The organism is Pseudomonas sp. 18175 (assembly GCF_050432925.1).
In the GTDB taxonomy this organism is placed as follows: domain Bacteria; phylum Pseudomonadota; class Gammaproteobacteria; order Pseudomonadales; family Pseudomonadaceae; genus Aquipseudomonas.
Genome location: NZ_JBKFTO010000001.1, coordinates 484,531 through 507,319 on the forward strand (window position 1 = coordinate 484,531; position 22,789 = coordinate 507,319).

The window sequence follows — 22,789 nt, forward strand, 5'->3', positions numbered from 1 at the left end:
CGCTCCCACACTTGACCGAGTTCCAGCATGAGAATGCGGTCAAAATGTGGGAGCGGGCTTGCTCGCGAAAGCGGTCTAACAGCCACCCCTTTACCCAAGGTAATCGAGAACCCCATGCCCCAATCGCGTCCCTACAAAGTTGCACTCAACGGCTACGGCCGCATTGGTCGTTGCGTCTTGCGTGCTCTGTTCGAGCGAGGGGCGGCAGCCGGGTTTGAAATTGTCGCGATCAACGATCTGGCCGACATGGCCAGCATCGAATACCTGACTCGCTTTGACTCCACCCACGGCCGCTTCCCAGGCGAAGTGCGGGTTGAAGACGATTGTCTGCATATTAATGGCAACTGCGTGCAGGTCTTGCGCAGTGCCACCCCCGAAGGCATCGACTGGAGGGCACTGGGCGTCGACCTGGTGCTGGAGTGTTCCGGTGTCTACCACACCCGTGCCGATGGTCAGCGTTTCCTCGACGCCGGCGCGCCGCGTGTGCTGTTTTCCCAGCCGATGGCCAGCGAGGCGGATGTCGACGCCACCATCGTCTACGGCATCAACCAGGATTGCCTGACCGGCGCTGAACTGCTGGTGTCCAACGCCTCCTGCACCACCAACTGCAGCGTGCCGCTGCTGCGCCTGCTGGACCAGGCGATTGGCCTGGATTACGTGTCGATCACCACCATTCACTCGGCGATGAACGACCAGCCAGTGATCGACGCCTACCACCACGAAGACCTGCGCCGCACACGCTCGGCGTTCCAGTCAGTGATTCCGGTGTCCACGGGCCTGGCGCGCGGTATCGAGCGACTGCTGCCGGAACTTGCCGGGCGAATCCAGGCCAAAGCCGTACGGGTGCCGACGGTGAACGTGTCCTGTTTGGACATCACCATGCAAACCGTCAGCGATACCGATGCCGTGGAGGTCAACCGGATTTTGCGCGACGCTGCCACCAGCGGCCCGCTTAAGGGCCTCTTGGCCTACACCGAGTTGCCCCACGCCAGTTGTGATTTCAACCATGACCCGCATTCGGCAATTGTCGATGCCAGCCAGACTCGCGTTTCCGGCCCACGGCTGGTGAACATCCTGGCTTGGTTCGACAACGAATGGGGTTTTGCCAACCGCATGCTGGATGTTGCGGAACATTATCTGCACATCGCCTCTAAACAACCTCAACAGTAATTCAGGAACTGCGACCCATGACCGTGTTGAAGATGACCGACCTCGATCTGCAAGGTAAGCGCGTACTGATCCGCGAAGACCTCAACGTCCCAGTCAAGGACGGTGTTGTCACCAGCGATGCGCGAATCCTGGCCTCGCTGCCGACCATCAAGCTGGCCCTGGAAAAAGGCGCGGCCGTGATGGTCTGCTCCCACCTGGGTCGCCCGACCGAAGGTGAGTTCTCCGCCGAAAACAGCCTAAAGCCTGTAGCCGATTACCTCAGCAAGGCCCTGGGCCGCGACGTGCCGCTGGTGGCTGACTACTTGGCTGGCGTTGAGGTGAAGGCGGGTGACGTCGTGCTGTTCGAAAACGTGCGCTTCAACAAGGGCGAGAAAAAGAACAGCGACGAGCTGGCCCAGCAATACGCGGCGCTGTGCGACGTGTTTGTGATGGATGCCTTTGGCACCGCCCACCGCGCCGAAGGTTCGACCCACGGTGTGGCCAAGTTCGCCAAGGTCGCGGCTGCTGGTCCACTGTTGGCCGCTGAACTGGATGCGCTGGGCAAGGCCCTGGGCGCGCCGGCGCAGCCAATGGCGGCTATCGTTGCCGGTTCCAAAGTCTCCACCAAGCTGGATGTGCTCAACAGCCTGAGCCAGATCTGCAACCAACTGATCGTGGGCGGCGGCATTGCCAACACCTTCCTGGCCGCAGCCGGTCACCCGGTGGGCAAGTCCCTGTACGAGCCGGACCTGCTGGACACCGCCCGCGCCATCGCTGCCAAAGTCAGCGTGCCGTTGCCAGTTGACGTGGTCGTCGCCAAGGAATTTGCCGAAAGCGCCGCCGCCACCGTCAAGCTGATCGCTGACGTGGCCGACGACGACATGATCCTGGACATTGGCCCACAAACTGCAGCCAACTTCGCCGAACTGCTGAAAGCCTCCCAGACCATCCTGTGGAACGGCCCGGTAGGCGTGTTCGAGTTCGACCAGTTCGGCAACGGCACCAAAGTGCTGGCCAAGGCCATTGCAGAAAGCTCGGCGTTCTCCATCGCAGGCGGTGGCGACACCCTGGCGGCCATCGACAAATATGGCGTTGCTGATCAGATCTCCTACATTTCTACCGGTGGTGGCGCGTTCCTTGAATTCGTTGAAGGCAAGGTACTGCCGGCCGTTGAAGTGCTGGAAACCCGGGCCAAAGGTTAAGGCGCGTGGTGCGGAAAAGGAGTATTCCCATGATCAAGTCGTTGGCACTGGTGATCGCGGCGGGCCTGTTGGCCGGCTGCGGCAGCTCGCCCACAGCGGCGCCGGACGTGGGCCAGCCTGCATCGGCGCAGCCGAAAAAAAGCTGCTACCAGGCTGACTGGCAAGCCGAGACCATGCCGGTGATCAACAAGCGCATCGGCAACGAGCGTCTTGAGAAATACGACTCAGCGCCCAACGGTCAGGAACAGGGTTGCCCTTGACGGGTCTGATCAACTGGCGGCCACAGGTCGCCTCACGAGGATTGGCAATGAAAGGCGTATTCGCCCTGGCAGCTGTGGCTCTGTTGGCCGGTTGCAGCAGCATGAACATGTTCAGCAACAAGGCAGAAACTGCCGACAAGTGGACCACCTGGACCTGCGACAGCAAGGCTGAGGTCAACTGGCGCTTTGCCAACCAGGCCAAATCCGAGGTGGATGTTCGCCTCGGCGGTTCCGACCAGGTTTATCGTCTCAAGCAAGACGTTGCCGCCTCGGGTGCGCTGTACGCCAACGACCAATTGGCGTTTCACACAAAAGGCGAGGAAGGCCTGGTTTACTGGGTGGCCACCGACGATTTGATCGGCCGTGGCTGCAAAGCTCAGTAAGCCTGACAGCAATAACGATTCAGCAAGCCAGGCATGCAAACCCTGACCTGCAATAACTTGAATAGCAGCCGCCGCTACGGCAGGCTTGCACGATTAACGACCCTCGACCGGGAGAGACAACACAATGGCACTTATCAGCATGCGTCAAATGCTGGACCACGCAGCCGAATACGGCTACGGCGTCCCAGCCTTTAACGTCAACAACCTTGAGCAGATGCGCGCCATCATGGAAGCCGCTGACAAGACCGACTCCCCCGTGATCGTCCAGGCTTCGGCCGGTGCCCGCAAATACGCCGGCGCGCCGTTCCTGCGTCACCTGATCCTCGCGGCAATCGAAGAATTCCCGCATATCCCGGTGTGCATGCACCAAGACCACGGCACCAGCCCAGACGTGTGCCAGCGCTCCATCCAACTGGGCTTCAGCTCGGTGATGATGGACGGCTCCCTCGGCGAAGACGGCAAGACCCCGACCGACTACGAGTACAACGTACGCGTTACCCAACAAACCGTCGCCCTGGCCCACGCCTGCGGCGTATCGGTTGAAGGTGAGCTGGGCTGCCTGGGCTCCCTGGAAACCGGCATGGCTGGCGAAGAAGACGGCATCGGCGCTGAAGGCGTGCTGGATCACAGCCAGATGCTGACCGACCCGGAAGAAGCCGCCGACTTCGTCAAGAAGACCCAGGTCGACGCCCTGGCCATCGCCATCGGCACCAGCCACGGCGCCTACAAGTTCACCAAGCCACCTACCGGCGACGTGCTGGCCATCGACCGCATCAAGGAAATCCACAAACGCATCCCCAACACCCACCTGGTGATGCACGGTTCTTCCTCGGTACCGCAAGAATGGCTAGCGATCATCAACCAGTACGGCGGCGACATCAAAGAAACCTACGGCGTACCGGTTGAAGAAATCGTCGAAGGCATCAAGCATGGCGTGCGCAAGGTCAACATCGACACTGACCTGCGTCTGGCATCCACCGGTGCGATGCGTCGCCTGATGGCCACCAACCCGAGCGAGTTCGACCCGCGTAAGTTCTTTGGCGCGACTGTGACGGCGATGCGTGATGTGTGTATTGCACGTTATGAGGCGTTTGGTACTGCGGGTAATGGTTCGAAGATCAAGCCGATCTCGCTTGAAGCCATGTATCAGCGTTATTTGAAAGGTGAGTTGAACGCCAAAGTGAACTAAGTCACTGGTGTTAAGAAGCCCGCAGCGATGCGGGCTTTTTTATGGCTGTTGCTCTGTAGTGTGTCAGTTTAAGTTCGTGGCGGCGCTAGGGTTTTCTGTTTTATCTGTGCGTTATTGAAAGTGCGTTTTTGTGCAGTATGAATGATCTAAGGTTGATCATGCATTTCAATAACGGAGAACGGATGATGGGTTTTATTAGAGCGATTGGGGTTGCCTTGATGTTGGTGACAACGGGAGCAGTCACTTCAGCCTGCGCAGAGGGACGGGTATTTACCGCGTCTGTTGACGACAAGGGCAAGGTCTATGCGCAATCAACTCACTGGCTTAAAGAAGTGGTATTGACCGTGCACCCAGACTATTTTTCAGAATATAAGGTCAGGTTTGTGCCCGGAACCTTTAAGGATGCGCCGAGCTTTTGCGCGGTATCGGTAACGGATGTTGGTTCTAATGATCGTATTTTCTATGGTCATGCAAAGTTGGGCGGGGTTCCGGGTATTAACTATGTAAACGTATTGACACTTAATGTGGGTGATAACAAACCCGCCGGTGACTCTTCGATGGGGTTCATGTTGATGTGCGTTGAATAAAATAATGTGATCAAGAGGCCCCGCATGCGCGGGGCTTCTTCTGGCGCGTTGGGTTATTCGTGATCAATGTCCAACTTCGCAAACGTCACCCTTGCCCCTTCCTTGCTATCCCCACTGTTGTCCTGCACATAGGCCCCCGCCTTGAAATACAGCGGCTTGGCCCCCCACGCTGCGCCGATGCGTTCGTTCCACTCGCCATCCGCCGCATACACACTCAGCAATCCGGCTTTGTTGAGATTAATGACATAGGTAAAGCTCTTCTCCAGCGGCACATTGGACGCGACGATGATCACGCGACTTTCTTCCTCATCCGGCCGCATGCGCACTTTGGCGACGATGTTGCCGGTCTGGGTCTTTTCCTTGAATTGGTACTCCAGCTTGATCAGCGGTTTCTGGCTGTCATAGGCATGGATCTGCCCGATCACGATCTTGCCGGAGGAGGGCACCTGGTTGACGACCAAGGTGGCGCGCAGGAAGTTGTCCGCATCCGGGTAGGTCCAGTTACGCAGGCGCCCATCGGCGTAGGTTTCACGTAACTCACTGCGCGGGTAGATGGCGTTCTCGGTACGGGTGCCGGTCACCGGTGTCCAGAATTGCACATTGCTGCCTTCGGCCTGGAAATATTGGTCGTTGAAGCCGCTCATCAGCTTGGGCGTGTCGATGGTCGCGGGCGGAGAGCCGACGGGAATGCTCAGGTTCCAGGTGGAAAGGTCGATCATGGCATGTGCCTTTTTTACAGAGGGTGAAGGCTTTGGCCCGTGGGCCAGACAGGTTCTTTATAGGGTGTGTTGGCCGGCTTGTTAAATATTTGCTGGCAATTTATTGGCGCCAGAGGAATGCCAAAAAGCCATGTTTCCCATGAACCGTGGGCTGTAGGCACCGACCGTTAGTCGGCTTCCTGAAAAATGGCGCAGTGATGTCACTGACGTTACTTCTGATTTTCCGGAACCGGGGCTAGAGTGAGGCCTCAGAGTTTGTCCGGGTTTTCTGTCAGAATTGACCGGAATGGCTCCCAAGGAAGAGACGTAGCATGGAATGCGCTCCACACCCCGGCGATGGCAGTTCGGTTCTTCTGGTGGTCGATGACTACCCGGAAAACCTCGTCAGCATGCGTGCACTTTTACAGCGGGAAGACTGGCAGGTGGTCACCGCCGGCTCCGGGCTGGAAGCCCTCGAATTGTTATTGGTGCATGAAGTCGACCTGGTACTGCTGGACGTGAAAATGCCCGGCATGGACGGCTTTGAAGTGGCCCGCCTGATGCGCGGCAGCCAGCGCACGCGGATGACGCCGATCATCTTCCTCAGTGCCAACGCCCAATCTCCTGCTGCAGTGCTGGAAGGCTATGCCAGCGGCGCTATCGATTACCTGTTCAAACCCTTCGACCCCCATATCCTCAAGCCCAAGGTCCAGGCGTTGCTGGAGCACCAGCGTAATCGCCGGGCGTTGCAGCGCTTGAGCCATGACCTGGAATCCGCCCGCGCCTTCAATGCCTCGGTGCTGGACAACGCCGCCGAAGGCATCCTGGTGGTGGGCGAGGAGGGGGTGATCGAGTACGCCAACCCGGCGATCTCGCGTTTGCTCAATGCCACGATGGATGAGCTGCAGGGCCAGGAATTCCTCAATTTCCTGCAAAAGCCCCATATCCCCACTTGGCTGGACTCGCAGATGCACGCCGGTTATCGCAAGGGTGAAACCTGGCGCCTGCATGACGCGATCCTGCGCACCGGCCGTGGCCAGCAAGTGCCGGTGGCATTGTCCTGTGCGCCGCTGCCGGCCGAACAGAAGGCTATGGTGGTGACGGTGCTGGACATGTCCGAAGTGCGCCACCTGCACCAGCAACTGGAGTTCCAGGCGGTCACCGACCCGCTCACCGGGCTGCTGAACCGGCGCGGCTTCTATCAGGCGGTGGAGAGCACCCTACTGCGTAGCGAACGGGGCGAGCAGTCCCTGGTGTTGCTGTACCTGGACCTGGATGGTTTCAAGCGGGTCAACGACTCCTTGGGGCATGACGCTGGTGATCGGGTGCTGCGCTGGGTCTCGGAGCAGCTACAGGGTTGCCTCAATTCCTACGACATTCTCGGACGCATGGGCGGGGATGAGTTTACCGCCCTGCTGGAGCTGGAGTTCCCCGAACAGGCCGCGAAAGTTGCGGAAAAATTGATCGAACGGGTGTCCATCTGCCAGCAAGTGGAAGGCCTGGATGTGATGCTTGGTGTCAGCATCGGCATCGCCACCTTTCCAGACTGCGGTGCTGACTTGAACGGCCTGCTGCGTGCGGCTGACATTGCCATGTACGAGGCCAAGCGCGCCGGACGTCAGCAGTACCGCTATTACGATCAGGAAATGAACGGCCGTGCCCGTTCGCGCCTGATGCTGGAAGACAGCGTGCGCACGGCCATTCAAAACAAGGACTTCACCTTGGTCTACCAGCCCCAAGTGTCGCTGGTGGACGGCCGCTTACGCGGCGTCGAGGCGCTGTTGCGCTGGCAGCACCCCAGCGTGGGCGACGTGCCGCCGGGGTTGTTCTTGCCCTTGCTGGAAGAAGCGCGGTTGATCAGTCAATTGAGCGCCTGGATTTACCAGCAGGTCGCCGCCCAGCGCCAGGCATGGAAAACCACCTTTGATGACGAGTTGGTGCTGAGCGTGAGCCTCTCCAGCAACCAGTTCAATATGCCCAACCTGGCTGGCCAACTGCTGCAGGTGCTGGAACGACATGGGTTGCAGGGGCGGCAGCTGGAAGTAGAAATCAGCGAAGACAGTTTGATGAGTAACCTGGAGGAGTCTGCCAAACAGCTCAAGCTGCTGCGCCAGATCGGGGTGCGTATTGCCCTGGACGACTTTGGCTGCGGCAACTGTTCCCTGTCCCACTTGCGCGACCTAGCGTTCGACACGCTCAAGCTCGACCCGCAACTGGTGGCGCGGCTGCCAGGTTCGGCACGGGATGCGGCGATGGCGCGCAGTATTATCGAGTTGTGTGGGCATTTTGATGTGCTGGTGGTCGCCGAAGGCGTGGAAACCCACGAGCAGGCCCAGTGGCTCAAGGCCAATGGTTGCCCGTTTATCCAAGGGGCGTGGGCGGCGCAGCCGTTGATGGCCGACGAAGTCGCTGGCTGGTCGCACCCTCGTCTGCGCTGAATTCGCTACACTGGCGGCCATTCGAACCCTGTTGCAGACCTCATGACCGCGCTGAAATACCTCCAGGCCTACCCCGCTGCCCTTCAAGAGCAAGTGCGCCAACTGATTGCCAAGGACCAGTTGGGCGCCTACCTGGAACAACGTTACCCCGAACGCCACGCCGTGCAGAGCGACAAGGCGCTGTACGCCTACGCCCTGGCCTTGAAGCAGGAACACCTGCGCAACGCGCCGGCCATCGACAAGGTGCTGTTCGATAACCGCCTGGACCTCACCCACCGCGCCTTGGGCCTGCACACCACCATTTCGCGGGTGCAGGGCGGCAATCTCAAATCCAAGAAAGAGATCCGCATTGCCGCGCTGTTCAAGGAAGCGGCGCCAGAGTTTCTGCGCATGATCGTGGTGCACGAACTGGCACACTTCAAGGAATCGGACCACAACAAAGCGTTCTACAAACTCTGTGAACACATGATGCCGGGCTACCAGCAGGCGGAATTCGACCTGCGGGTGTACCTCACGTATCGCGACCTGCAGGGCAAGCCCTGACCCCACAAGGCGATTGACCATGGAAGTGAGCAAGACCAAAAGCAGTTTCTACCGCCGCTTGTACGTGGCGTACTTGATCGACAGCGGGCTGGCCAGCAGTGTCCCGGCGCTGACCGACGTCACTGGCATGCCCCGGCGCACGGCGCAGGACACGATTGCGGCGTTGGCTGACCTGGATATTGTGTGTGAGTTCGAGCAGGAAGACGGTGCGCGTAACCATGCGGGGCACTATCGGATTCGCAGTTGGGGGGCGATTGATCGGGGATGGATTGAGGGGAACCTGGATTCGGTGAAGCAGGTGTTGGGGTATCCCTGAAGTTTTGTGGTGAATGGTCTGACGCCTTCGCGAGCAAGCCCGCTCCCACATTTAACCGCGTACATCAGTTGGAATGCGGTCGAATGTGGGAGCGGCGGTGCGACGATTCGACTTGCTCGCGAAGAGGCCCTCACAGGCGCCGCATACCTATGTGTGGAATATCATCCTCAAGGTATTCCTCCCCCGCCACCACAAACCCATACCGTCCGTAGTACCCCTGCAAGTGCGCCTGGGCCGACAGGAAAACCGGCGTTTCAGGCCAGATCTCCTCAATCTGGCGCAATGTCTCTTCCATCATCTGGTGCCCAAGCCCGGTCCCGCGCGCCGCCGGTGCCACGATCACGCGGCCGACGACGACATCCCCGCCCTGTGACTCCGGATCCAGCAAGCGCAGGTACGCCACCAACTGGTCGTCCTGCCAGGCCATCAGGTGGTGGGTGTCGCCGTCCAGGTCCTGCCCGTCGATGTCCTGGTAAACGCATTTTTGCTCAACCACGAACACCTCGCCGCGCAGGCGCAGGATGGCGTACAGCTGCTCCTTGCCCAGGTCGGTGTGATGTTTGCAGACCCATTCGACTGTCATGGTGTGATCCCTTGTAAGTACCTGTTCCGGATAGTAAGCGCGGCAGCCGATTGTGTCTAAAGCAGCTATTTTTGTGAGTGAAATCAATTTGCCATCATTGAGTGCATTCGCCGCCCGTTTCTTTGTGTAATCTTGAGCTACTGTTAGAACCTCTGGGCCCGCCAAGGACGTTGAGCATGCCGCGATTGTTTCGTGCCGTTGCTTTGATTGGAGTGTTGCTGCTGGCCCAGCCGGCGTTTGCCCAGCGTTTACGTTTGGTCGCGGATGTGTGGCCACCCTTTACCGATGCCACCTTGATCAACGGTGGCCTGGCCACCGATATCGTCAGCACGGCCCTGGCCCGCGCGGGCTATGCCAGTGACTTCGAACAGGTGCCCTGGGCTCGGGCGCTGATGGGCGTGGGCGACGGGCGCTATGACGTGCTGGTCAACGCCTGGTACGACGATGCCCGTACGCAGTTGGGGCAGTTTTCCGGCGAGTACCTGCTCAACCGTGTGCGTTTTATCAAGCGCCGCGACGATCCCATCGAGTTCAAAAACCTTGCACAGCTGCACGACTACCCGATTGCGGTTGTACGCGGTTATGCCTATTCGGCGGCGTTCGACGGTGATACGCAGTTGCAGAAAGTACCTGTGCACAACTTCTCCATGGCCGTGCGTATGCTGGCGGCGCAGCGGGTGCGGCTGACGGTGGAGGATGAGTATGTGGCGCGCTATTACCTGTCGCGCGAATCGCCCAAGGTGCGCAATGCGGTGGAGTTCCTACCCACGCCATTGAGTGAAAACAGCCTGCATATTCTGGTGAGTCTGAAGAACCCCGAGCATGCGCAGATCGTGGCTGGGTTTGATCGGGAGATTGCCAGGATGAAGGCGGATGGGAGTTATGCGCGGTTGATGCAACAGCATGGGATGTAGGAGCGAGCTTGCTCGCGAAAACCCCGAGAGCACCGCGTAAAACCAGATGCGCTGCGTCATCGTTGACGACCTTCGCGAGCAAGCTCGCTCCTACACTTCCTTGATCAGATGCGCGGCTAGAGTGCGCAACGGCCCCAACTGCCGACAAATCAACGCCAACTGCGTCTGCACCAACCTTTGCCCTTCATCGATCTCATCCGGCATCTGCTCCAGGTCCGCCGCCAACGCTTCCTCGGCATCACTCTGAATCGCAATCGGCTGCTTGTTCGCCAGCCCGGTGGCGATTTCATCGATGCTCGCCGCCAACGTGTTCCCGGCGCCCTCAATCAAATGCTCGCGCACTTCGGGCGGTAACTGAGTCTCGCGGTGTGCACCCAACCCCGACAAATAACTGAGCAACGTGTGGGACAACACCAAGAAGCGGAAACCCACATCGGCCTCCTTACGAAAGTGCCCCGGCTCCATCAGCATATTCGCCAGGGTGGTCGACAGTGCCGCATCGGCGTTGTGCGCGTTGCGCCGAGCGAGGCGGTAGGCGAGGTCGTCGCTTTTGCCGACGGCGTATTGCTGCATGATCTGGCGCAGGTAGATGCTGTTGCAGGTCAGGGTGTTGGCCAGCACTTTGTTCAGGCGCCGGCCTTGCCAGTCTGGCAGGAACAGGAACACCGCCAGGCCCGCGATCAGGCTGCCGAGCAAGGTATCGAACAAGCGCGGCAGGAACAGCCCGTAGCCATCGCCTACCTGGTTGAAGCAGAACAGCACCATCAGCGTGATGGCGGCCGTGGCCAGGGTGTAGCGGGTGGTGCGGTTGATAAAGAACACCAGGCCTGCGGCGATGGCGAACATCGACTGCACCAAGGGGCTTGGGAACAAATCGAACAAGGCCCAGGCCACGGTCAGGCCGATGGCGGTGCCGATGATCCGCTGGCCGAGCTTGCGTCGTGTGGCCCCGTAGTTCGGTTGGCACACGAACAGCGTGGTGAGGATGATCCAGTAGCCTTGCGATGCGTGGATCGCATGCAGCATGCCGTAGCCCACCGTCAGGGCCAAGGACAGGCGCAGCGCATGGCGAAACAGTAAGGAGGTTGGCGTCATCTGTGTGCGCAGGCGCGTCCACATTTCCTTGAGGTTGCGCGGGGCACGGTCCAGCAGGTTGCTGTCGGTGGCGTCGGCCAGGCTGTCGGGGTTGCTGGCATCGCCCAGCAGGCGGTCGAGCGTCGACAGGTTGGCCGCCAGGGCGCGCAACGAACGCAGCAAACCGCGCCAGGCCGGGTTGCTCTGGATGCGCAGGTGTTCGAGGGAGGCGTTCAGGTCGCCCAAGGCTTCGGCGAAGCTGTCGTCATAGATGAACGGCTGGCGCAGCTGGATCGACTCGGCCAGGGTCTGACAGGCCTTGCCCTGCTGGCGCAGCAGGCGCTGGCAGCGGAACAGCACGTCGCTGTGGAAGAAGGCCTCGGCCAGGGCGTTGTAAGGGTAGTGCGATGAGCTGGCGCGTTCGTGGATGTCTTGCGCGAGGAAGTACAGCTTGAGATAGCGGCTGACCTTCGAACCCGGACGCCCATTGCCCACGCGGTGCAGGATGATTTCCTTCGCGGCGTTCAGTGCAGCGACGACACGGCCATTTTGCTGGGCCAGTTCCAGGCGGCGCGCCTCCACATCCAGCTGGCGAATCGGCTCAAACAGCGAGGACTTGAGCTTGAGGTAACGCCCCAGTTCGCGGAACAACCGCGCCAGGCTCTGTTGCACCGGCTGGTTGGAAAACAGCGCCTGCCACAACACCGACAGCGCGCCGTACCACGCGGCACCGGCCACCAGCAGCAGCGGCTCATGCCAGAAATCCGAGACCGCGCCACCGCGTTGGTCCACGCCGATCATGGTGTACACCGACAGGATCAACGTCGCCGAGGCAATCGCGCCATAGCGTTCACCCAAGGCGCCGAGCATGGTCAGGCAGAACGTGGCCAGGGCCAGGGAGATCGCGAAAATCCACGGGTAGGGGAACAGTAGCTCCACCGACAGCGCGGCGATGCTGAAACACACCAGCGTCACGGCCAAGGCGTTGAGGCGGCCTTGCCAACTGTCATCGGTCTCGGCCAGGGCGCTGGCGATAATCCCCAGGAACAACGGGATCAGCAGCGTCATTTCATCCTGATACCAGCACAGCGCCATGCTGCCGGTGAGGGCGATGAACACCCGGATGCTGTAGCTGAATTTATCCAGCGCCCAGAGGCGGCGCAGGGACTGCTTGAACGAGGTCGAGGACATGAAGGCTGGAGTCTTCCGGGACGATGCCGCTAAGTTGGCGCATCAGTGACGCCACGGCAAGGGTCACGATCACATCTGCTGGCAAATTATTCCCAAGCACACCACAAAACCAATGTGGGAGCGGGCTTGCTCGCGAAGGCGGTGTATCAGTCGATACATGTTTGACTGATCCGACGCTTTCGCGAGCAAGCCCGCTCCCACATTTTTGATCCGGTTTTGTCAGGCAAATTGTGCAGCGGCGTAGCCCGAGGCCCACGCCCACTGGAAGTTGAACCCGCCCAGGTGACCGGTCACATCCAGCACTTCACCGATAAAGTACAGGCCAGGGCTTTTCAGCGATTCCATGGTCTTGGACGACACTTCCCGCGTATCCACGCCACCCAGCGTTACTTCCGCCGTGCGATACCCCTCGGTCCCCGCCGGCACTAACTGCCAGCTGCCGAGTTTCTGTGCGATGTCGGCAATCTCCGCATGGGTGTACTGCTTCATCGGCTTGGACACAAACCAGGTGTCCGCCAGCAGGTTGGCCATTTTCTTGGTGAAGATCTCCCCCAGCAGGGTTTTCAGCTCGCTGTTCGGACGTTCGGCTTGTTGCGCTTGCAGCCAGTCGTGGGCGTCGTGGTCGGGCAGCAGGTTGATCTCCACCGTGTCGCCGGACTCCCAGTACGAGGAAATCTGCAAAATCGCCGGGCCGCTCAGGCCGCGGTGGGTAAACAGGATGTTCTCGCGAAAGCTTTGGTCGTTGCAGCTGACCAGGCAGTCCACCGAGGTGCCGGACAGCTCGCCGCACAAGTCCTTGAGCTGATCGGTGATGGTGAACGGCACCAACCCGGCACGGGTCGGCAGCAATTCGTGGCCGAATTGCTTGGCCACCTGGTAACCAAAACCGGTGGCGCCCAGTGTCGGAATCGACAGGCCGCCGGTGGCGATCACCAGGGATTCGCAGCGCAGCTCACCCACGGTGGTCTGCAATTGATAGCCGCCGTCGATTTTGGCGATCTCCTGGATCGAGGTGTCCAGGTGCATGCTCACGCCGGTTTGGATGCACTCGTCGAGCAGCATGCCGAGGATGTCGCTGGATTTGTTATCGCAGAACAGCTGGCCGAGCTTTTTCTCGTGGTACGGCACGCCGTGCTTGGCCACCAGCCCGATAAAGTCCCATTGGGTATAGCGGGCCAGAGCGGACTTGCAGAAGTGCGCGTTGTGGGACAGGAAGTTGGCCGGCTCGGTGTACATGTTGGTGAAATTGCAGCGGCCACCGCCGGACATCAGGATCTTCTTGCCGGCCTTGTTCGCATGGTCGATCAACATCACCTTGCGCCCACGCCCGGCGGCGGTCAGTGCGCACATCAAGCCTGCGGCGCCGGCGCCAATGATCACAACTTCGGTCGAGCGCAAAACGGTGTCCTCATAAAATTTCAGAATTGGAATACAGTCAAATGTGGGAGCGGGCTTGCTCGCGAATGCGGTGTGTCAGCCACTGAATAAGTTGACTGGTCCACCGCATTCGCGAGCAAGCCCGCTCCCACATTTTGATCTCTGTATGGCTTGAGAGCTTTACAGAATCCGCACGCGCAACGACCGGCCTTTAATCTTGCCGTCATTCAAACGCTGCAACGCCTGCTTGGCGATCCCGCGCTCAACCGCCACAAAGGCCTGGAAGTCAAAGATCGCAATCTTGCCCACCTGGGCGCCCGGAATCCCGGCTTCACCGGTCAGTGCGCCGAGGATGTCACCCGGACGCACTTTGTCTTTACGGCCGGCAGCGATGCACAGGGTGCTCATCTGCGGCAGCAACGGACCACCGCTCTGCGGTTTGAGGTTGTCCAGTTGATCCCAGTTCAGCGGCGACTTCTGCAGTTGCTCGATGGCCTGGGCGCGGTGCGCTTCGGACGGGGCAACCAGGCTGATGGCGATGCCGGTCTCACCGGCACGGCCGGTACGGCCCACGCGGTGGATGTGGATTTCCGAGTCGCGAGCCAGTTCGACGTTGATCACCATGTCCAGCGAGTCAATGTCCAGGCCACGGGCGGCAACGTCTGTGGCGACCAGCACCGAGGTGCTGCGGTTGGCGAACATCGCCAGTACCTGGTCGCGGTCGCGCTGTTCCAGGTCGCCATGCAGGCCCACGGCAGAGATGCCCTTGGACGTCAGGTGATCCACGGTTTCTTGCACTTGCTGTTTGGTAAAGCAGAACGCCACGCACGAAGCCGGGCGGAAGTGCGCGAGCACCTTGGTCACCGCGTCCATGCGTTCTTCCGGCGAGATCTCGAAGAAACGCTGCTCGATCTGGTCGTCGGAGTGGAACGCCTCGGCTTTCACTTGCTGCGGCGCACGCATGAACTTGGAGGCCAGCTGCTTGATGCTCACCGGGTAGGTGGCCGAGAACAGCAGGGTCTGGCGGCGCGGTGGGGTCTTGCTGATGATGTCTTCGATGGCGTCGTAGAAGCCCATGTCGAGCATGCGGTCGGCTTCGTCGAGGATCAGCGTGTTCAAGCCGTCCAGTACCAGCGAACCCTTACGCAGGTGCTGCTGGATACGGCCCGGCGTGCCGACGATCACGTGGGCGCCGTGTTCCAGGGAGGCGATCTGCGGGCCGAGGGACACGCCGCCGCACAGGGTCAGCACCTTGATGTTGTCTTCGGCACGGGCCAGGCGGCGGATTTCCTTGGCGACTTGGTCGGCCAGCTCACGGGTCGGGCACATCACCAGGGCCTGGCAGCCGAAGTAGCGCGGGTTGATCGGGTTCAACAGGCCGATGCCGAACGCAGCAGTCTTGCCGCTGCCGGTCTTGGCCTGGGCAATCAGGTCCAGCCCCTTGAGGATCACCGGCAAGCTTTGCGCCTGGATCTGCGTCATCTCGACATAACCCAGCGAGTCGAGGTTAGCCAGCATGGCGGCGGACAGGGGCAAAGTATTAAAAGCGGTGGCGATGGTAGTCACGGGACTGGCTCTGCAAAACAAAATGTTGCGCAGTGTACCAGCCCCGCAGGACTTTCCCTGCAAGTTCTAGACGGGAAGCCTACTTAGTGTTCAATGTCGTGCTCGCGGCTGACCACGCGTTTGCCGTCTTTTGGCGACAATTGCAGGAAGATCGCCGCCGCCAGCATGGCCATGATGCCCACGGTGAGGAACGTCAACTGGAAGGCGCCGAGCACGGTGCTTACGCCGTCGTTGCCGGTTTCAGCGGTAAACCCACCCAGCAACGCACCGGCGCAGGCTACCCCAAGGCTCAGGGACAATTGCGCCACCACCGAGAGCAAACTGTTGCCGCTGCTGGCCTGGGCGTCGTCCAGGTCGATCAGGGTCACGGTGTTCATCGCGGTAAATTGCAGCGAGTTGATCGCCCCCAGCACCGCCAGCATCCCCAGCAGCAACGGGTAGGGCGTCTGTTCGCTGACCAGCCCCATGCTTGCCAACATGATGCCCAGCGCCAGGGTGTTGCCAGTGAGGACGATGCGGTAGCCCAAACGCTCGATCAATGGCCGGGCGATGGACTTGGCAAACATCGCCGCCGCTGCCAGGGGCAGCATGCTCATCCCGGCTTGCGACGGTGAATACCCCAACGCCACCTGCAACAGCAACGGCACCAAAAACGGCAGCGCGCCGCTGCCCAGGCGGGCGAACAGGTTGCCCAGGATGCCCACCGCAAAAGTACGCGTCTTGAACAGCACCGGCGAGAACAGCGCATTGTCGATATGCCCGGCACGCAGCCAGTAAGCCGCCAGGCACGCCAGCCCGCCGAACAGCAACAACATCACCCGCAGATGCGGCAGGTGCAGCTCCCCCAGGCCTTCCATGGCGATGGTGATCAGCACCATCGCCGCGCCAAACAGCAGGAAGCCGACGCTATCAAACCGCGTGCGCTCGCTGCCGCGCAGGTCCGGGATAAGTTTCCACACGGCGTAGCAGCCGATCATGCCCACCGGTAGGTTGATCAGGAAGATCCAGTGCCACGTCAGGTATTGCACCATCCAGCCGCCCATGGTCGGGCCGAGCAACGGGCCAAGCAGGCCGGGGATGGTAATAAAGCCCATGATCCGCACCAGCTCGGAGCGGGGGTAAGCGCGCAGCACCACCAGTCGCCCCACCGGCAGCATCAGCGCACCGCCCAAGCCCTGGATCACCCGTGCGCCCACCAGCATGGTCAAGGTGCTGGAGAGGGCGCACAGCAGCGAACCGATGCTGAACAGCATGATCGCGCCAAAGAAGATTTTCTTGGTGCCGAAGCGGTCGGCAATCCAGCCCGACGCCGGAATCAGCAAGGCCACGGTGAGCATGTAGGCAATCACCACGCCTTGCATGCGCAGCGGGTTTTCCGCGAGGTCCCGGGCCATGGCCGGCAGTGCCGTGTTCAGAATCGTCCCGTCCAGCGACTGCATGAAGAAGGCAATCGCCACCACCCAGGGGAGCCAGCGGGCGGTCTTGGCATCGAGCGGGACGCGATTCGGCATAGAAAACCCTTTTTGTTAGCAGGCTATGTGTCGGCGATTATGCGCCATCCGTCGCGGCTTTTCCCACCAGGAAATCCAGCAATGCACGGTGCACCGCCACGGCGGCTTCGCTGGATTCCAGGTCCAGCAGGTGGCCGGTGTGTTCGGCTACGGCAAAGCTGCTGCGCCCCACGTACTGTTTGAACAGCCGAGCTTCGGCGGCGGGGGTGTATTCATCCAGCGCACCGTTGATGAAGTGCACCGGGGTTTCAATCTGCTTGAGCGCGGGCAGGTAATTGCCATCGCCCAGGGCCAACACCTGGTGGATATGAAAACGGGCCTGGCGGTACTCGGTGGTGGCCATGCTCGACAGGTGCCGATGGTTGTTGCGCTTGAGGCGCGGCGACAAGTATTTGCCCACTGTGTCGTTGAGCAGATGGCCGACGGCGGACTTGTCATCGGCCTCGATCAACACGCGCACGCGCTCGACGTATTCGAGCATGGCCTGGTTGAGGTTGGGGGCTAGGGCCATCACCACTGAGCTTTTGATCGACGGCGGGTTGTGGGCCAGGGTCAGCAGGGTGGAGATGCCACCCCAAGACGCCGACACCAAGTGGTTGACCTCAAAACGCTCCACCAGGGCGCGCAGGATCTGCACTTCGTCATCCTTGGTCACCAGGTCCAAGTCGGCGTTGTGCTCGCGGGAATAGCCCGAGAAAGGCAGGTCGAACAGCAGCACATTGAAATGCTCGGCCAGGCACTTGCTGGTGCGGGCGAATGAACGGGTGGTGGACAACGCGCCGTTGACCATCAGCACCGTGTCTTTTTGCGGGTCGTTGCCCAGTTGCTCGACGTGGACGTTGTAGTGCTTGAACAGCTTGTATAGGACGCAACTTCCCTGATTCATGTCGACGCTCACTTCCTGTGGGTGGCGGTGTGCCACTAACCGTTATAGCGAGGTTTTTTGTGGGCGACAACAGGGCACGCAGCAACAAGCGAGAGATGGGAAATGGCGGTAGGAAGGTGCGAAACGAGGTATCAGAAACCTGCACAAACTAATGTGGGAGCGGGCTTGCTCGCGAAAGCAGTGTGTCAGTCACTAAATGAGTTGACTGACACACCGTATTCGCGAGCAAGCCCGCTCCCACACAAGCCTGCTCCCACAGGGGATCTGCTGTGTTTAGAGAGTGAGTGTCAGGCGGTTTACTAAGGCGCCAGGCAACAGATTGGACGAGGTATTGCGCTGTCCATACGTACTCGGCGACAACAACAACTCCCGCTCCGCCGTCAGCGCCTCCAACTGCGAACCGAGCAAGCTGTACACACTGTCATCAAAGCGCATGGTACTCACCGGCGCCTTGATCTCGCCGTCTTCCACCCAGAACGTGGCAAAACGCGTCATACCAGTGAGGCGCGCGGCCGGCAGGTCGGAGTAGTTCAGGTACCACAGGTTGCTGATGTACAAGCCGGTGCCCAATTGTTTGAGGATATCGGCCTGGGCCAGGCTGCCTGCCGCCATTTGCAACGCGCTCGGCGCTTCGTCACTGCTGGCGCCGTTGGTGCTCAGCCCGTATTCGGCGGCGCTGCGGGAGTTGATCAGCTCGCCCGCGGCACGCCCGGCGTTGATCAGCGTGACGTCACCGCGTGGGTAACCTTCGCTGGAAAACGCTTCGCTCAACGAGCCGCTGACCTGCTCACTCACCGTCACCAGGGGGCTCAGAGATTGTTCACCGGCATACAGTTTTTGCAGCGAACTGCTTTTGCTGGCGATGGCCTGGGCGGAGAAACCACCCCAGGTGATGATGCTGATGATTTCTTCCATCGCCGCCGGCGCGAGGTAGGCGCGGTATTGCCCTGGCGCCAGTGTGTGCAACGGGCGGCCGAGAAAATCCAACTGCTCGCGGGCCAGTTGCACCCGTGCGCTGAACTCGGCGCTGTCCCAGGTGTGCCCGGCGTAGCTGGCCTTGACCGCTTCGCCATTGGCATGGAACAGGCTGAAATCAAAGTTGAAACTATTGGCCTGGTGCCAGCCAAACGCGCCCGATGAACTGGCGAAGCCCCGGCTGATGGGCCCGGCGGCGTAGAAACCGACCAGATCCACACCCTCTGCGGCGCGGCTGATGTCGTCCAGCACCTGGGCCAAGTCCGGCAAGGGCTGGTCTTGTTCATTGCTGCTTTGCCAGGCGTTATGGTTCAGCAGCAAGTACGGATCCTGCGGCAACAACGGCAAGGTTTCGCGCAGCTGTTGCAGGCCATCGGCGAGGCGTTGGCGGTCCAGCTCCGGCTCACCGGCCAGGGTGATACCCAAGTCAGCGTGGCGGCCATCGTTGATCAGTTTCAGCGTGAGGCTGGCCTGTTGAACCTGCCCGGCCTGGCGCACCTTGGCGTGGTTGAAACGCACGAACTCGGACGACTCATCCGCATAGCCCAAGTGAAATTGCTCTTTGTCGGTGATGGCGTGCTTGAGCCATTGCACCAATGCCTTGAAGTTGTTCATCAGGCATCTCCCCCAAATACATCGACGTTGCTAAAAACACAGGCCGGCGAGGCATGGCCCACGCGGATCACCTGGTTGGGTTCGCCTTTGCCGCAGTTGGGCGTGCCCAATACCTTGAAGGTGCTGGCGTCGCCCACGGCGCTGAGGTTGCGCCAGAACTGCGCGGAAATCGCTCGGTAGTTGGGGTTTTTCACCACGCCTTTGAGCTCGCCGTTTTCGATCAGTTGGCCCCACTCGCAGCCAAACTGGAATTTATTGCGCGCGTCATCAATGGACCACGAGCGGTTGGTGGACATCAGGATGCCGTTCTCGATACCGCCCACCAACTGCGCCAGGCTCTGGTCGCCGGCTTCGATATTCAGGTTGGCCATGCGGTCGATGGGCGCACGGTTCCAGCTGCTGGCGCGGCTGTTGGCCACGCCGCTCATGCCCGAACGGTATTGCGACAGCGCGCCGCCCAGCGGCTTGAGCAGTAGTCCTTCACGAATCAGGAACTGCTTGCTGGCCGCAGTGCCGTCGTCGTCATGGCTATAGCTGGCGAGCTGTTCGGGAATATCTGGGTCGAAGGTCACGTTGAGCAGCGGTGAACCGTATTGCAGGTGCCCAAAGTCGCTGGCCTTCACGAAGCTGGTGCCAGCGTAATTGCGCTCATCCCCCAGGATACGGTCCAGCTCCAGCGGGTGGCCGATGGACTCGTGGATCTGCAGGATCATCTGGTCGGGCATCAACAGCAGGTCGCGCGGGCCGTTGGGCGTGTTCGGCGCCAGCAGCAATTGCAGGGCTTCGTCGGCGATACGCGGGGCGGCGCCCGCGAGGCCAAAGCGGCTGATCACATCAAAGCCGCCTTGTTGGCCAAAGTTGCTGCCGCCCAGGGTGCGGGTCTGGCTGTCGTTGCCGTCGTAGGCGGTGACGTTGATGCCGGGGAACACAAAGCGCTGGGCCTGGCGCAGCTCGGCACCGGCACTGTTGAGGTAGATCTGCTCGACGTGGGTCAGGCCCAGGCTGACTTCCCAGTTCACCAGGCGCTCGTCCTTGGGCACCGCAGCCGATTCGCTGCCGAGCAATTGGTAGCAGTCGCTCAGGGACGGGAAGGTTTGTTCGAGTTCGGGTGACAGGTAGTCGGCCACATCGCTGGAGACGGGCTGGTCGCGCAGGTCGAGCAGGGCGTGGGGTTTGATGAGGCGAGCCTGTTGCTCGGCGCGCTCAAGGGCGGCTTGCAGGCCAGCGAGGGAAATATCGTTGGTCGCGGCGTAGGCCTCCACACCATTGAGACGCACGGTGAGCATGGCGCCTTCGTCGTGGTTAAGGTGCGGCGGTTCGGCGACGTTCTTGCGCACGGCCAGGTACTGGCCGGATTCGCGCACGTAGCGCAGGGAGAAGAATTCGGCGCGGGTGCGCAGGGCGGCGAAGTGTTTTTTGAGTGTGGCGTGGTGATCGAACATGGGGCCTTCCTTGTGGGCGGCTCGTCGCGGGCAGGCGGACAGAGTAGCTGATCAAGGAGGAGGTGAGCACCTGTGGCGAGGGAGCTTGCTCCCGCTGGGCTGCGTAGCGGCCCCAAAAGCTTGGGAGCGCTTCGCACTCCAGCGGGAGCAAGCTCCCTCGCCACAAAGTACGTCAGTTACTGCGCGGTCGGGCCTACTTCACGCATCGGCTTGCCACGCACTGGCGCATCACCCGCCACGTAGTAGTCAGCGGTGCTGCGCGCCAGCGGCTGGCGGCCACGGATCTTGTCGGCGATTTTCTCGGCGATCATGATCGTCGGCGCGTTCAGGTTGCCGGTGGTGATGATCGGCATGATCGACGCATCCACCACGCGCAGGCCTTGCACGCCATGCACGCGGCCTTCGCTGTCCACGACGGCCATGTCGTCGGTGCCCATCTTGCACGAGCAGGACGGGTGGAACGCGGTTTCGGCGTGTTCACGGATGAACTTGTCGAGTTGCTCATCGGTTTGCACGTCGATGCCCGGGCTGATTTCGCGGCCACGGTATTGGTCCAGGGCCGGCTGTTGCATGATTTCACGGGTCAGGCGGATGCCGTCGCGGAATTCCTGCCAGTCTTGCTCGGTGGCCATGTAGTTGAAAAGGATGCTCGGGTATTCGCGCGGGTTCTTCGACTTGAGCTGGATGCGACCACGGCTTGGCGAACGCATGGAACCCATGTGCGCCTGGAAGCCGTGCTCTTTCACACCGTTGCTGCCGTTGTAGTTAATCGCAACCGGCAGGAAGTGGTACTGAATGTTCGGCCACTCGAATTCTTCACGGGTACGGATAAAACCGCCCGCTTCGAACTGGTTGCTGGCGCCGATACCGGTGCCGTTGAACAGCCATTCGGCACCGATGGCCGGCTGGTTGTACCAGAGCAGCGACGGGTACAGCGACACCGGTTGGGTGCAGGCGTATTGCAGGTACAACTCAAGGTGGTCCTGCAGGTTTTCGCCGACGCCGGGCAGGTCGTGGACCACCGGGATATCGAGGCTTTCCAGCAGTGGCGCCGGGCCGACGCCGGAGCGTTGCAGCAGTTGCGGCGAACCGATGGCGCCACTGCACACGATCACTTCTTTGCGTGCACGGGCTTCAACGCGCTCTTCGGCCGCGCCGATCAGGTAACGCACGCCCACGGCACGCTTGCCTTCAAACAGCACTTTGTCGCTGAGGGCGTGGGTGACGATGGTCAGCGTCGAGCGCTTCTTGGCGGTGTCCAGGTAACCACGCGCGGTGCTGGCGCGACGGCCTTTAGGCGTCACGGTACGGTCCATCGGGCCGAAGCCTTCTTGCTGGTAGCCGTTCAAGTCGACGGTGCGCGGGTAACCGGCCTGTACGCCGGCTTCAACCATGGCGTGGAACAGCGGGTTGTTGCCAGCCTTTGGCGTAGTCACGCTGACCGGGCCATCGCCGCCGTGCCAATCGTTGGGGCCGATGTCGCGGGTTTCGGCTTTGCGGAAATACGGCAGGCAGTCCAGGTAGGTCCAGTTTTCCAGGCCTGGCAGTTTTGCCCAGCCGTCGTAGTCCATGGCGTTGCCACGGATGTAGCACATGCCGTTGATCAGGGAAGAGCCACCCAGGCCCTTGCCGCGACCACATTCCATGCGGCGGCCGTCCATGTGTGGCTCTGGGTCGGTTTCGTAGGCCCAGTTGTAGCGGCGACCTTGCAGCGGGAAGGCCAGGGCGGCTGGCATCTGGGTGCGGAAATCGAAGCGGTAGTCGGGGCCGCCGGCTTCCAGCAGCAGGACGGTGACGCCTTCGTCTTCGGTGAGACGGGTCGCCAGGGTGTTACCGGCGGAACCGGCACCCACAATGATGTAATCGTATTCTTGGGACATAAATGCACCC

Annotated in this window: 20 protein-coding genes; 10 read left to right on the forward strand and 10 right to left on the reverse strand. The window is 60.8% G+C overall.

Annotated features, from left to right (window positions below):
• The first annotated feature begins 114 nt into the window (after positions 1–114).
• The 6 genes from epd (at position 115) to ACLD1Y_RS02260 (ending at position 4,770) form a co-directional block, all read left to right on the forward strand.
• Complete coding sequence (gene epd, locus ACLD1Y_RS02235) at positions 115–1,170, forward strand: erythrose-4-phosphate dehydrogenase (protein ID WP_429475049.1); 1,056 nt, start codon at positions 115–117, stop codon at positions 1,168–1,170.
• A 17-nt stretch (positions 1,171–1,187) separates the two neighbouring features.
• Positions 1,188–2,351 carry a phosphoglycerate kinase gene (locus tag ACLD1Y_RS02240; RefSeq protein WP_429475051.1) on the forward strand — a complete coding sequence of 388 codons (1,164 nt, stop codon included), beginning with the start codon at positions 1,188–1,190 and terminating at the stop codon, positions 2,349–2,351.
• A 29-nt stretch (positions 2,352–2,380) separates the two neighbouring features.
• Complete coding sequence (locus ACLD1Y_RS02245; protein WP_429475053.1) at positions 2,381–2,611, forward strand: hypothetical protein; 231 nt, start codon at positions 2,381–2,383, stop codon at positions 2,609–2,611.
• A gap of 47 nt (positions 2,612–2,658) precedes the next feature.
• The gene (locus ACLD1Y_RS02250; protein WP_429475054.1) at positions 2,659–2,994 is read left to right on the forward strand and encodes an MliC family protein; all 336 of its coding nucleotides are present in this window, start codon (positions 2,659–2,661) and stop codon (positions 2,992–2,994) included.
• A gap of 124 nt (positions 2,995–3,118) precedes the next feature.
• Positions 3,119–4,183: a class II fructose-bisphosphate aldolase gene (fba, locus tag ACLD1Y_RS02255; RefSeq protein WP_122488823.1), complete on the forward strand. Its 1,065-nt coding sequence runs from the start codon at positions 3,119–3,121 to the stop codon at positions 4,181–4,183.
• A 158-nt stretch (positions 4,184–4,341) separates the two neighbouring features.
• Positions 4,342–4,770, forward strand: a complete 429-nt coding sequence (locus ACLD1Y_RS02260) for a hypothetical protein (protein ID WP_429475056.1) — start codon at positions 4,342–4,344, stop codon at positions 4,768–4,770.
• A gap of 53 nt (positions 4,771–4,823) precedes the next feature.
• Here the strand turns inward: ACLD1Y_RS02260 and ACLD1Y_RS02265 are convergent, their stop codons facing one another.
• Positions 4,824–5,489: a polysaccharide lyase family 7 protein gene (locus ACLD1Y_RS02265; RefSeq protein WP_429475058.1), complete on the reverse strand. Its 666-nt coding sequence runs from the start codon at positions 5,487–5,489 to the stop codon at positions 4,824–4,826.
• A gap of 311 nt (positions 5,490–5,800) precedes the next feature.
• Here ACLD1Y_RS02265 and ACLD1Y_RS02270 point away from each other — a divergent pair, with 311 nt between their 5' ends.
• Genes ACLD1Y_RS02270 through ACLD1Y_RS02280 form a run of 3 tightly spaced genes read left to right on the forward strand, consistent with a single transcriptional unit; the run spans position 5,801 to position 8,765 of the window.
• A complete protein-coding gene (locus ACLD1Y_RS02270; RefSeq protein ID WP_429475060.1) occupies positions 5,801–7,906 on the forward strand; it encodes a putative bifunctional diguanylate cyclase/phosphodiesterase in 2,106 nt (701 codons plus the stop codon).
• A gap of 42 nt (positions 7,907–7,948) precedes the next feature.
• Entirely contained in the window at positions 7,949–8,449 is a 501-nt protein-coding gene (locus ACLD1Y_RS02275) for a M48 metallopeptidase family protein (RefSeq protein ID WP_429475062.1), read from the forward strand.
• A 19-nt stretch (positions 8,450–8,468) separates the two neighbouring features.
• Positions 8,469–8,765, forward strand: a complete 297-nt coding sequence (locus ACLD1Y_RS02280; RefSeq protein ID WP_429475064.1) for a winged helix-turn-helix domain-containing protein — start codon at positions 8,469–8,471, stop codon at positions 8,763–8,765.
• Positions 8,766–8,895: 130 nt separating this feature from the next.
• Here ACLD1Y_RS02280 and ACLD1Y_RS02285 read toward each other — a convergent pair whose 3' ends face one another.
• Entirely contained in the window at positions 8,896–9,348 is a 453-nt protein-coding gene (locus tag ACLD1Y_RS02285) for a GNAT family N-acetyltransferase (RefSeq protein WP_429475066.1), read from the reverse strand.
• Positions 9,349–9,524: 176 nt separating this feature from the next.
• Between ACLD1Y_RS02285 and ACLD1Y_RS02290 the strand changes: the two genes are divergently transcribed.
• Positions 9,525–10,262 (forward strand): substrate-binding periplasmic protein, encoded by a 738-nt coding sequence (locus tag ACLD1Y_RS02290; protein WP_429475068.1) that lies wholly within the window; start codon positions 9,525–9,527, stop codon positions 10,260–10,262.
• Between the two features lie 90 nt (positions 10,263–10,352).
• Here ACLD1Y_RS02290 and yccS read toward each other — a convergent pair whose 3' ends face one another.
• The 8 genes from yccS to betA all read right to left on the reverse strand — a co-directional run bounded on the left by yccS (position 10,353) and on the right by betA (position 22,779).
• Positions 10,353–12,527 (reverse strand): YccS family putative transporter, encoded by a 2,175-nt coding sequence (yccS, locus tag ACLD1Y_RS02295; RefSeq protein ID WP_429475070.1) that lies wholly within the window; start codon positions 12,525–12,527, stop codon positions 10,353–10,355.
• 219 nt (positions 12,528–12,746) lie between these two features.
• Entirely contained in the window at positions 12,747–13,925 is a 1,179-nt protein-coding gene (locus ACLD1Y_RS02300; RefSeq protein ID WP_429475072.1) for an NAD(P)/FAD-dependent oxidoreductase, read from the reverse strand.
• Between the two features lie 159 nt (positions 13,926–14,084).
• Positions 14,085–15,422, reverse strand: a complete 1,338-nt coding sequence (gene dbpA / locus ACLD1Y_RS02305) for an ATP-dependent RNA helicase DbpA (protein ID WP_233081520.1) — start codon at positions 15,420–15,422, stop codon at positions 14,085–14,087.
• Between the two features lie 131 nt (positions 15,423–15,553).
• Positions 15,554–16,981: a multidrug transporter subunit MdtD gene (mdtD, locus tag ACLD1Y_RS02310; protein WP_429475073.1), complete on the reverse strand. Its 1,428-nt coding sequence runs from the start codon at positions 16,979–16,981 to the stop codon at positions 15,554–15,556.
• A 37-nt stretch (positions 16,982–17,018) separates the two neighbouring features.
• Entirely contained in the window at positions 17,019–17,867 is an 849-nt protein-coding gene (locus tag ACLD1Y_RS02315; RefSeq protein ID WP_429475075.1) for an alpha/beta fold hydrolase, read from the reverse strand.
• A 273-nt stretch (positions 17,868–18,140) separates the two neighbouring features.
• Positions 18,141–19,457, reverse strand: coding sequence for a TldD/PmbA family protein (locus ACLD1Y_RS02320; RefSeq protein ID WP_429475077.1), 1,317 nt, complete (start codon positions 19,455–19,457; stop codon positions 18,141–18,143).
• Positions 19,457–20,899, reverse strand: coding sequence for a TldD/PmbA family protein (locus ACLD1Y_RS02325; protein WP_429475079.1), 1,443 nt, complete (start codon positions 20,897–20,899; stop codon positions 19,457–19,459). The genes ACLD1Y_RS02320 and ACLD1Y_RS02325 overlap by 1 nt, the downstream gene beginning before the upstream one ends.
• A 176-nt stretch (positions 20,900–21,075) precedes the next feature.
• The gene (gene betA, locus ACLD1Y_RS02330) at positions 21,076–22,779 is read right to left on the reverse strand and encodes a choline dehydrogenase (protein ID WP_429475081.1); all 1,704 of its coding nucleotides are present in this window, start codon (positions 22,777–22,779) and stop codon (positions 21,076–21,078) included.
• Between the last annotated feature and the right edge of the window lie 10 nt (positions 22,780–22,789).

Coding starts and splice junctions, on each gene's coding strand:
- ACLD1Y_RS02325 (WP_429475079.1), bottom strand. CDS start 20,899: ATGTTCGATCACCACGCCACACTCAAAAAACACTTCGCCGCCCTGCGC.
- ACLD1Y_RS02260 (WP_429475056.1), top strand. CDS start 4,342: ATGCATTTCAATAACGGAGAACGGATGATGGGTTTTATTAGAGCGATT.
- yccS (WP_429475070.1), bottom strand. CDS start 12,527: ATGTCCTCGACCTCGTTCAAGCAGTCCCTGCGCCGCCTCTGGGCGCTG.
- ACLD1Y_RS02265 (WP_429475058.1), bottom strand. CDS start 5,489: ATGATCGACCTTTCCACCTGGAACCTGAGCATTCCCGTCGGCTCTCCG.
- ACLD1Y_RS02320 (WP_429475077.1), bottom strand. CDS start 19,457: ATGAACAACTTCAAGGCATTGGTGCAATGGCTCAAGCACGCCATCACC.
- epd (WP_429475049.1), top strand. CDS start 115: ATGCCCCAATCGCGTCCCTACAAAGTTGCACTCAACGGCTACGGCCGC.
- ACLD1Y_RS02275 (WP_429475062.1), top strand. CDS start 7,949: ATGACCGCGCTGAAATACCTCCAGGCCTACCCCGCTGCCCTTCAAGAG.
- dbpA (WP_233081520.1), bottom strand. CDS start 15,422: ATGCTGGCTAACCTCGACTCGCTGGGTTATGTCGAGATGACGCAGATC.
- ACLD1Y_RS02285 (WP_429475066.1), bottom strand. CDS start 9,348: ATGACAGTCGAATGGGTCTGCAAACATCACACCGACCTGGGCAAGGAG.
- mdtD (WP_429475073.1), bottom strand. CDS start 16,981: ATGCCGAATCGCGTCCCGCTCGATGCCAAGACCGCCCGCTGGCTCCCC.
- ACLD1Y_RS02290 (WP_429475068.1), top strand. CDS start 9,525: ATGCCGCGATTGTTTCGTGCCGTTGCTTTGATTGGAGTGTTGCTGCTG.
- ACLD1Y_RS02240 (WP_429475051.1), top strand. CDS start 1,188: ATGACCGTGTTGAAGATGACCGACCTCGATCTGCAAGGTAAGCGCGTA.
- ACLD1Y_RS02270 (WP_429475060.1), top strand. CDS start 5,801: ATGGAATGCGCTCCACACCCCGGCGATGGCAGTTCGGTTCTTCTGGTG.
- ACLD1Y_RS02315 (WP_429475075.1), bottom strand. CDS start 17,867: ATGAATCAGGGAAGTTGCGTCCTATACAAGCTGTTCAAGCACTACAAC.
- ACLD1Y_RS02280 (WP_429475064.1), top strand. CDS start 8,469: ATGGAAGTGAGCAAGACCAAAAGCAGTTTCTACCGCCGCTTGTACGTG.
- ACLD1Y_RS02245 (WP_429475053.1), top strand. CDS start 2,381: ATGATCAAGTCGTTGGCACTGGTGATCGCGGCGGGCCTGTTGGCCGGC.
- betA (WP_429475081.1), bottom strand. CDS start 22,779: ATGTCCCAAGAATACGATTACATCATTGTGGGTGCCGGTTCCGCCGGT.
- fba (WP_122488823.1), top strand. CDS start 3,119: ATGGCACTTATCAGCATGCGTCAAATGCTGGACCACGCAGCCGAATAC.
- ACLD1Y_RS02250 (WP_429475054.1), top strand. CDS start 2,659: ATGAAAGGCGTATTCGCCCTGGCAGCTGTGGCTCTGTTGGCCGGTTGC.